Consider the following 8,190-nt stretch of genomic DNA (forward strand, 5'->3'; position numbering starts at 1 on the left):
GACCAGGTCGTCCCGGTGCACGACCTCCCGTTCGTAGCCGGGTCCGAGTTCGCGGGCSWGGTCGMRSKTCGAGCGCCCGAGGAGCTGCGGCAGCTCCTTGGCGTCGAAGTTCACCAGGCCGCGCGCGATGGACCGCCCCCCGGCGTCCCGCAGCTCCACCGGGTCCCCCGCGGAGAAGTCGCCCTCGACGGCCGCGATGCCCGCGGGGAGGAGCGATTTGCGCCCCTCGACGACCGCGCGCACGGCCCCGTCGTCGAGCGTGAGCGCGCCCTGCGGCGCCGAGGCGTGCTGGAGCCAGAGGAGCCGGTCGGCGGAGCGGCGGCCCGTGCGGTGGAAGTAGGTGCCCGTGGCGCGGCCCGCGAGGGCGTCGCCCGCCTGGCTCGCCGAGGTCAGGACGACCGGGATGCCCGCCGCCGCGGCGATCCGCGCCGCCTCGACCTTGGTGACCATGCCGCCGGTGCCGACCCCCGCCCTGCCCGCGCTGCCGATCTGGACGTGCGCGATGTCGGCGGGCCCCGCGACCTCGGAGATCCTGGAGGTGCCGGGCTTCGCGGGGTCGCCGTCGTAGAGGCCGTCCACGTCGGACAGGAGGACGAGGAGGTCGGCGCGGACGAGGTGGGCGACCAGGGCAGCGAGGCGGTCGTTGTCCCCGAAGCGGATCTCGTCGGTCGCCACCGTGTCGTTCTCGTTCACCACCGGCAGCGCGCCCATGGCCAGGAGCTGGTCCAGGGTGCGCGAGGCGTTGCGGTGGTGGGCGCGGCGCGCCATGTCGTCGGAGGTGAGGAGCACCTGGCCGACGCGTACGCCGTAGCGCGCGAAGGAGGCGGTGTAGCGGGCCACGAGCAGTCCCTGGCCGACGCTCGCCGCGGCCTGCTGGCGGGCCAGGTCCTTGGGGCGCCTGGCGAGGCCGAGCGGGGCGAGGCCCGCCGCGATGGCGCCGGAGGAGACCAGGACGATCTCGCGCGCCCCGGCCGCTCCGCGCCCGGCCCCTCTGCTCTTGGCCAGCACGTCGACGAGCGCGTCGACGCGGTCCGCGTCCAGGCCCCCCGCCGCGGTGGTCAGGGACGAGGACCCGACCTTGACGACGACCCGCTGGGCCTCTGCCACCGACTGCCTTGCCGCTGCCGCTGCCACGCTCTTCCCCAAATGATCCTGGTGCTCCGGTCCCCCGATCGGCGGTCCGGAATGTGCCGGAGAAGCAATCTACGTGAGCGTCCGGGGGAGCACCACCGCCGAAGGAGTGACGAGGGGGAAAACGGCCCTCGGGTTCAGTCTCGTCTGCCCCTGTTTCCGGTGATTGTTGTCACGGAAGATTGCTACGGAGCCACCGCGCGTCATACGGTCAGTGGTCGACTTCCCCCCATTCCCTCTCCATCCCCCGCCGGGAGCCCACGCCCGTGCCCTCTGCCGGACTCGTCCCCCGACGCATCGTGCAGCTGTCAGCGCTGTTCGCGATGTTCGCGCTCTTCACGGCCCAGCTCGTGAGCGCACTGCTCCCCTCCGTCCCGGTGTTCGTCGCCGCGGCCGCCGCGAACCTCGCGCTCGACATCTATCTGCAGTACAAGCAGCCGGGTCTCCTGTCGCTGCTCGGCAAGATCCGGTTCGACGTCACGGTCCGCCAGCTCCTGCGCGACATGCTGATCCTGGTCGGTCTGCTGCGCATAGACGGCATCGAGCCGCTGGCCGAGCAGTCGCCGCTGACCATCACGCTGCTCGCCTTCTACGCGCTGCACTTCGTCTGCCAGGCCCTCGCCGTCCTCGTACGGCGTACGCGGTCGCTGCCGATCGTCACGCGCAACATCGACACCTCGGCCCTGCACCTGACGGCCGCGCCGCCGCGCATCCTCTCCCGCCGCCAGGCCCACCGCCTGCTCACGTTCTCGGTGCCCGGCACGGCCGGTCTGCTGACCACCGCGGCCACCGCCGACGCCCTCTGGGGCGGCATCGGCCTCGGCGTGTCGATCATCCTGATCGGCGGTGGCGCGCTCTACCTCGGCACCTGGCTGCTGCCGAAGAAGCGGGCGAAGAACGACGAGAAGGTCATCGAGTGGCTCGACACGTGGCTGGCCGAGTACAAGCCGACCGTCGCCATGTACTTCTCGGGCGGCACCACCTCCGCGTACCAGGCCAACATGTGGCTCTCGACCCTCTCCCAGCTCGACGGCAAGCCGCTGATCGTGCTGCGTGAGCGGTTCATGGTGCAGAAGATCGACGCGACGGACGTCCCGGTCATCTGCTTCCCGAAGGTCGCGACGATGTTCTCCCTGGAGACGTCGACGCTGAAGATGATGCTGCACCCGGCGAACGCCGCGAAGACCTCCCAGGTCCTGCGCATCCCGACGATCAAGCACGCCTTCATCAACCACGGCGAGAGCGACAAGCTGTCCTCCTGCAACCCGTACGCCAAGGCGTACGACCAGGTGTGGGTGGCGGGCCCCGCGGCCCGCGACCGCTACCAGCTCGCGGACATCGGCGTGGACGACAAGGACGTCGTCGAGGTGGGCCGCCCGCAGCTCTCCCCGATCAAGCCGTACTCGGGCGCCCCCACGGGCCCGTACACGACCGTTCTGTACGCCCCCACCTGGGAGGGCTGGGACGGCAACCCCGGCAACACCTCCGTCGTCCTGGCGGGCGAGAACATCGTGCGCGAGCTGCTCGCCGACCCGGCCGTGCGCCTGCTGTACAAGCCGCACCCGATGACCGGCTCGCAGGACCCGCGCGCGGGCGCCGCCAACGAGCGCATCAAGGCGATGATCCTCGCGGCCAACACCAAGCGCTCGGGCGACCGCCCCGGCCCCGAGGCCGCCGCCGAGCTGGCCCGGCGCACCGCCGCGCTGGACGAGCTGACGGCGACCTCGTTCCGCAAGAGCGCGGACGAGCAGGAGCGGATGATGCTCCAGGGCTCGCCCGACGGCGACCAGCAGGCCGTGGTGGCCGAGGCGACGGCCGCCTGGGAAGCCGCGTTCTGGGCGTCCTTCCCCGAGTGGGAGCACCAGATCATCACGTCGGCGCGCCCGGCGATCTTCTCCTGCTTCAACCAGGCCGACCTGCTGATCAGTGACGTCTCCTCGGTGGTCTCGGACTGGCTGAGCAGCGAGAAGCCGTACGCCGTCGCCAACACGGCGGGCATGACCGAGGCCGAGTTCCGCGCCAGCTTCCCGACCGCGTCGGCGGGGACCATCCTCGCGCCCGAGGCGGACGGCGTGGCGGCCCTGCTCCAGTCCGTGCGCGATCCGGAGCTCGACAACCGCGCGGAGGCCCGTGCGGAGCTCAAGGAGCACCTCCTGGGCCCCTCCGACCCGCCGTCCCTGGTCCGCTTCAACGCGGCGGCCCTCGCCCTGTGCGCCCAGGCCGACGCCCGGCGGGCCCGCATGGCCTCCCGCATCGACGCGGACATCCCCGGCCAGCGGGTCGCCGAGGAGGCCGCGGAGGAGACGGAACAGGACCCGGCGGAGTCACCGGGCGCGGAGGACTCGGTCACCGCGTAGCCGTACGCACGCGAAGAGGGCCCCCGGAGCTTCGTGCTCCGGGGGCCCTCTTCGTACGTACGGTTCCGCGTCCCGCCCGCGAGGAGCCTCGCGGGCGGCCCCTCACCCGGGGCGGGCGGCCCTTCGCCTAGAAGGGCTCGAAGTCGTCGTACGCGCGCTGTGCGTCGTCCCGCTCCGCCTCGCGGTCGCGGCGGCGCTGGGCGGCGGGGCGCGGGGCCTCCAGGCGGTGGTCCTCGCCCCGGCGGCCCAGCATCTCGGCACCGGCCATCATCGTCGGCTCCCAGTCGAAGACGACCGCGTTCTCCTCGGGGCCGATCGCGACGCCGTCGCCGCTGCGCGCGCCCGCCTTCATCAGCTCGTCCTCGACGCCGAGGCGGTTGAGGCGGTCGGCGAGATAGCCGACGGCCTCGTCGTTGTTGAAGTCGGTCTGGCGCACCCAGCGCTCCGGCTTCTCACCGCGCACGCGGTAGATGCCGTCCTCCTCACGGGTGACCGTGAAGCCGCTGTCGTCGACGGCCTTGGGCCGGATGACGATCCGGGTCGCCTCCTCCTTCGGCTTCGCGGCACGCGCGCCCGCGACCAGCTCGGCCAGGGCGAAGGACAGCTCCTTGAGGCCCTTGTGCGCCACGGCCGACACCTCGAAGACGCGGTAGCCGCGCTCCTCCAGGTCGGGCCTGACCAGGTCGGCGAGGTCCTGGCCGTCCGGCACGTCGATCTTGTTCAGGACGACGAGGCGCGGCCGGTTCTCCAGGCCCGCGCCGTACTCCCGCAGCTCGGCCTCGATGACGTCGAGGTCGGAGACGGGGTCGCGGTCGGACTCCAGGGTCGCCGTGTCGAGCACGTGGACGAGGACGCTGCACCGCTCGACGTGGCGCAGGAACTCCAGGCCGAGGCCGCGGCCCTGGCTGGCGCCCGGGATGAGGCCGGGCACGTCGGCGACGGTGTAGACGGTCGAGCCCGCGGTCACCACGCCCAGGTTGGGCACGAGGGTGGTGAAGGGGTAGTCGGCGATCTTCGGCTTGGCCGCGCTCAGCACGGAGATCAGCGAGGACTTGCCCGCGCTCGGGTAGCCCACCAGGGCGACGTCGGCGACCGTCTTGAGTTCGAGGACGACGTCCCGGGCCTCGCCGGGCTCGCCGAGGAGGGCGAAGCCGGGGGCCTTGCGGCGGGCCGAGGCCAGCGCCGCGTTGCCGAGGCCGCCGCGGCCGCCCTGGCCCGCGACGAACGTGGTGCCCTGGCCGACGAGGTCCGCGAGGACGTTGCCGTCCCTGTCGAGGACGACGGTGCCGTCGGGCACGGGCAGGACGAGGTCCTGGCCGTCCTTGCCGGAGCGGTTGTCGCCGGCGCCGGGCTGGCCGTTGGTGGCCTTGCGGTGCGGGCTGTGGTGGTAGTCGAGCAGCGTCGTGACGTCCTGGTCGACGACCAGGATGACGTCACCGCCACGGCCGCCGTTGCCGCCGTCCGGGCCGCCGAGCGGCTTGAACTTCTCACGGTGGACGGAGGCACAGCCGTGGCCTCCGTTACCCGCGGCGGCGTGCAGCTCGACGCGGTCCACGAAGGTGGTCATAGCGGGGTGCCTCCTGGGAATTGCTTACTGCGGGGTGTGTCTATCTGGCGTGTTCATCTAAAACACGCGAAAGGCGGACCCGCTTCCCGAAATCGGGAAGAGAGGTCCGCCCTCGCAGAACTCGCTCGACGATCGAGCGCTAAGTCAGTCGGTAAGACGGACTCAGGCGACCGGAACGATGTTCACGACCTTGCGGCCACGGTGGGTACCGAACTCCACCGAACCGGCGTCCAGCGCGAACAGGGTGTCGTCCTTGCCGCGGCCGACGCCCGAGCCCGGGTGGAAGTGGGTGCCGCGCTGGCGGACCAGGATCTCACCGGCGTTGACGACCTGACCGCCGAAGCGCTTCACGCCGAGCCGCTGAGCATTGGAGTCGCGACCGTTCCGAGTGGACGATGCGCCCTTCTTGTGTGCCATCTTGTCTCAGTCCCTTACTTCGCAGCCGTGGGGATACCGGTGATCTTGATCGCCGTGTACTGCTGACGGTGACCCTGACGACGGCGGTAGCCGGTCTTGTTCTTGTAGCGAAGGATGTCGATCTTCGCGCCCTTGTGGTGGTCCACAACCTCGGCCTGGACCTTGATGCCGGCCAGGACCCACGGGTCGCTGGTCACGGCGTCGCCGTCGACAACGAGCAGGGTCGAGAGCTCGACCGTGTCGCCAACCTTGGCAGTGGAAATCTTGTCAACCTCAACGATGTCGTCGACAGCAACCTTGTGCTGGCGACCACCGCTGCGCACGATGGCGTACACGCGGATCTCTCTCTCGCTCGGAACGGTGCCCCCGCAGTCCAGCCGCCCACGGAGCGGGCGGCCTCTCCCGGGCCCGGAACAGTGCTCACGGCACGGTGCCACGGCTTCGGGAGGAAAAAGGTTTACAGGGGGTGGCAGTGCATAGGAACACGCCGACGGTCAAGGTTACGGGGCCGACCCGGAAGGGTCAAACCGGCCCCGCACCCCCGCTCACGTGGGCTCACCGTCCGGCGGCAGCGGCTTGACGCCCTTGCACAGGTCGGTCTTGTCGGCACTGCCCGGCCAGGCCACGGCCCGTGTCCGGTCGAAGTGCGAGCGGTAGGTGTCGTGCACCGAGTCGTCGTCGATCTTCACGATCGCCTCGTCGTTCTCGCGCAGCGCGGGGGCCGTGTAGTTCTGCGAGCCGGTGAAGGAGACCTTGTTCCGCTTGCCGTCGTACATACCGTCGATGAGCAGGTACTTCGAGTGGATGATGTACGGCGTCGTGAGCCGGGAGCCGGGGCGCGAGGGGTCCCGGTCGTCGTTGAAGCAGCGCACCGTGGGGCCGCCCGACTTGTGGAGCTGCTCCCAGGTGCCGGGGGTGCCGCCCTGGCTCTTGGCGCTGTCCGTCTCCGCGTACAGGATGCTGACCGTGCAGCCCGCCTTCTTCAGCGAGACGAGCTTGTCGGCGATCTGCTTCCGCGTGATCTTGAAGATGGCGGCCCGGACCTTGGTGTGCTGCGTCACACCGGCGGTGTCCTTGTACGTGCACTTCACGTTGTTCAGGACGGAGTACATGGTGTCGGTCTCGTTGACCGAGCCGTTGCGCGGGAAGAAGTACGACTTGTAGCGCCCGCTGCTGACCGTGCGGTAGTCCCAGTCCTGCCAGCGCTTGCCCAGCATGTCCGTGAAGTACTCGGCGTACGCGTCATACATCGCGGGGTTGTCCGGGAGCAGCAGCGCGTCGTTGTAGAACTTCGTGTGCGCCGACGGGGTCGAGTTCGACGTGGTCTGCACGACGACGTCCTTGGCGCCCTTGACCTCGGAGAACAGCCAGAACTTGTTGTGCATGATCGATTTGCCGTACCGCGGGTCGCCCAGGCACGACTTCCCCGTCGGGCAGAGCGCCACGAAGGACGACTTGCTCGTGCTCGTCCCGAGCGCCGCCTTGAGCTGGCTGTACGAGGTGTTCGTCGGGCGGTCGCTCTTGCTGGTCTCGTCCAGCAGGATCTGTACGTTGACGCCGCGCTTCTTGGCGTTCACCAGCGCGTCGACGATCGTGGCCTCCCACACGTGGTACACCGCGACCTTGATCGTCGAGCCCTTCACCGCGGACTCGGTCAGCTCCACGAGCCGGCTGCGGACCGCGTACTGCTGGTCGAGGGTGCCCTTCGGATCGTTGAAGATCGGCCCCTCCGTCCAGGTCGGCCCCGTCTCGGCGGCCGCGGTGCCCACGGAGCCCGCGGCCTGGATGCCCGCCGCCGAGAGGACCGTGGCCAGGGCCACCGCCTGGCGGCCGCCCTTGACCGGTTTCACCGCACGGTGGCGTCCCGTGCCACGCAGGCGCACTTGCGCCATCTTCATCCCTCCCCCGAGACCGGGACGCGGTCTCCCCAACCGCGTGCCCACGCCTCTGTTCATTCGTCAGACCACATGAGTTTTACAGGTGGCCACGCGCGCTCCAAGGCCAGGGGTACCTAGTTCACGCTTTCGAGCAGCGGGCACGGCGGGGCTCCGGACGCGGCCGTGCCCCCCTGTCCGGCCTCGGGGCCGGGCAGGGGGGCACAGGTCGCGGCGGGTGTCAGCCCTCGCTGGAGGCGGAGACGGAGGACGCCTTCTGCTCGGCGGCCGCCGTCTTCTTGGCGGTCGCCTTCGTCGCCTTCTTGGCCGTCGTCTTCTTGGCGGCCGTCTTCTTGGCGGCGGTCTTCTTGGCCGCCGTCTTCGCGGGCGCCTTCTTCGCGGGCGCCTTCTTGGCCGCCTTGCGCGCCGTCTTCTTGGCCGGAGCGGGGGCCTCGGCCTCCGCCGCGGGCTCCTGGGCCGCCTGCGGCTCCGCGGCGGCCTGCGGCCCCTCGGAGGCCTGCGGCTTCTCCGCCGCGGGGACGACCACGACGGCCGCCTCCTCGGACGCGGTCGGCGACGTGGCCTTGCGCACCGCACGGCGGCGCGGACGGGCCGGAGCGGCGTCGGCGGCGGGCGCGGGCGCCTCGGCGACGGGCTCGGCGGCGGGCTCCGCCTCCGGCTCGGCCTTCGGCGCGGGAGCCACGACCACCTCGGCGGCCTCCGGCTCGCTCTCGGCGGCCTTCGGCGAACCGGCGGGCGACGTCGCCTTGCGGACGGCACGGCGGCGCGTGCGGCCCTTCGGCGCGGCGTCGTCCACGGCGGGCGCCTCAGGAGCCTCGGGGGC

6 protein-coding genes and 1 pseudogene are annotated in these 8,190 nt (G+C 71.1%); 1 reads left to right on the plus strand and 6 read right to left on the minus strand.

Translation table 11 applies throughout. The features are described 5' to 3' along the window. A partial coding sequence (gene proB / locus AB8Z36_RS23840) for a glutamate 5-kinase (RefSeq protein ID WP_369215414.1) occupies nt 1-1,107 on the minus strand: 1,107 nt, incomplete at its 3' end. A 290-nt stretch (nt 1,108-1,397) separates the two neighbouring features. Between proB and AB8Z36_RS23845 the strand changes: the two genes are divergently transcribed. Further along, nucleotides 1,398-3,488 (plus strand): hypothetical protein, encoded by a 2,091-nt coding sequence (locus AB8Z36_RS23845; protein ID WP_369215415.1) that lies wholly within the window; start codon nt 1,398-1,400, stop codon nt 3,486-3,488. Between the two features lie 127 nt (nt 3,489-3,615). Here AB8Z36_RS23845 and obgE read toward each other — a convergent pair whose 3' ends face one another. The 5 genes and pseudogenes from obgE to AB8Z36_RS23870 form a co-directional block, all read right to left on the minus strand. Further along, entirely contained in the window at nt 3,616-5,055 is a 1,440-nt protein-coding gene (gene obgE / locus AB8Z36_RS23850; RefSeq protein ID WP_369215416.1) for a GTPase ObgE, read from the minus strand. Between the two features lie 162 nt (nt 5,056-5,217). Next, nucleotides 5,218-5,472 carry a 50S ribosomal protein L27 gene (gene rpmA, locus AB8Z36_RS23855; RefSeq protein WP_062773847.1) on the minus strand — a complete coding sequence of 85 codons (255 nt, stop codon included), beginning with the start codon at nt 5,470-5,472 and terminating at the stop codon, nt 5,218-5,220. Nucleotides 5,473-5,486: 14 nt separating this feature from the next. Then, complete coding sequence (rplU, locus tag AB8Z36_RS23860) at nt 5,487-5,807, minus strand: 50S ribosomal protein L21 (RefSeq protein ID WP_055566950.1); 321 nt, start codon at nt 5,805-5,807, stop codon at nt 5,487-5,489. 210 nt (nt 5,808-6,017) lie between these two features. Further along, nucleotides 6,018-7,364, minus strand: a complete 1,347-nt coding sequence (locus tag AB8Z36_RS23865) for a phospholipase D-like domain-containing protein (protein WP_369215417.1) — start codon at nt 7,362-7,364, stop codon at nt 6,018-6,020. A gap of 223 nt (nt 7,365-7,587) precedes the next feature. After that, nucleotides 7,588-8,190: pseudogene (locus AB8Z36_RS23870) on the minus strand (Rne/Rng family ribonuclease); the annotation flags it as partial.

The sequence above is a fragment of the Streptomyces flavofungini genome (assembly GCF_041028215.1).
Lineage (GTDB): Bacteria > Actinomycetota > Actinomycetes > Streptomycetales > Streptomycetaceae > Streptomyces > Streptomyces flavofungini_B.

What these genes read in the sequence shown, in the direction of transcription:
- obgE (WP_369215416.1), bottom strand. Translation starts at nt 5,055, where the DNA reads ATGACCACCTTCGTGGACCGCGTCGAGCTGCACGCCGCCGCGGGTAAC.
- rpmA (WP_062773847.1), bottom strand. Translation starts at nt 5,472, where the DNA reads ATGGCACACAAGAAGGGCGCATCGTCCACTCGGAACGGTCGCGACTCC.
- AB8Z36_RS23865 (WP_369215417.1), bottom strand. Translation starts at nt 7,364, where the DNA reads ATGGCGCAAGTGCGCCTGCGTGGCACGGGACGCCACCGTGCGGTGAAA.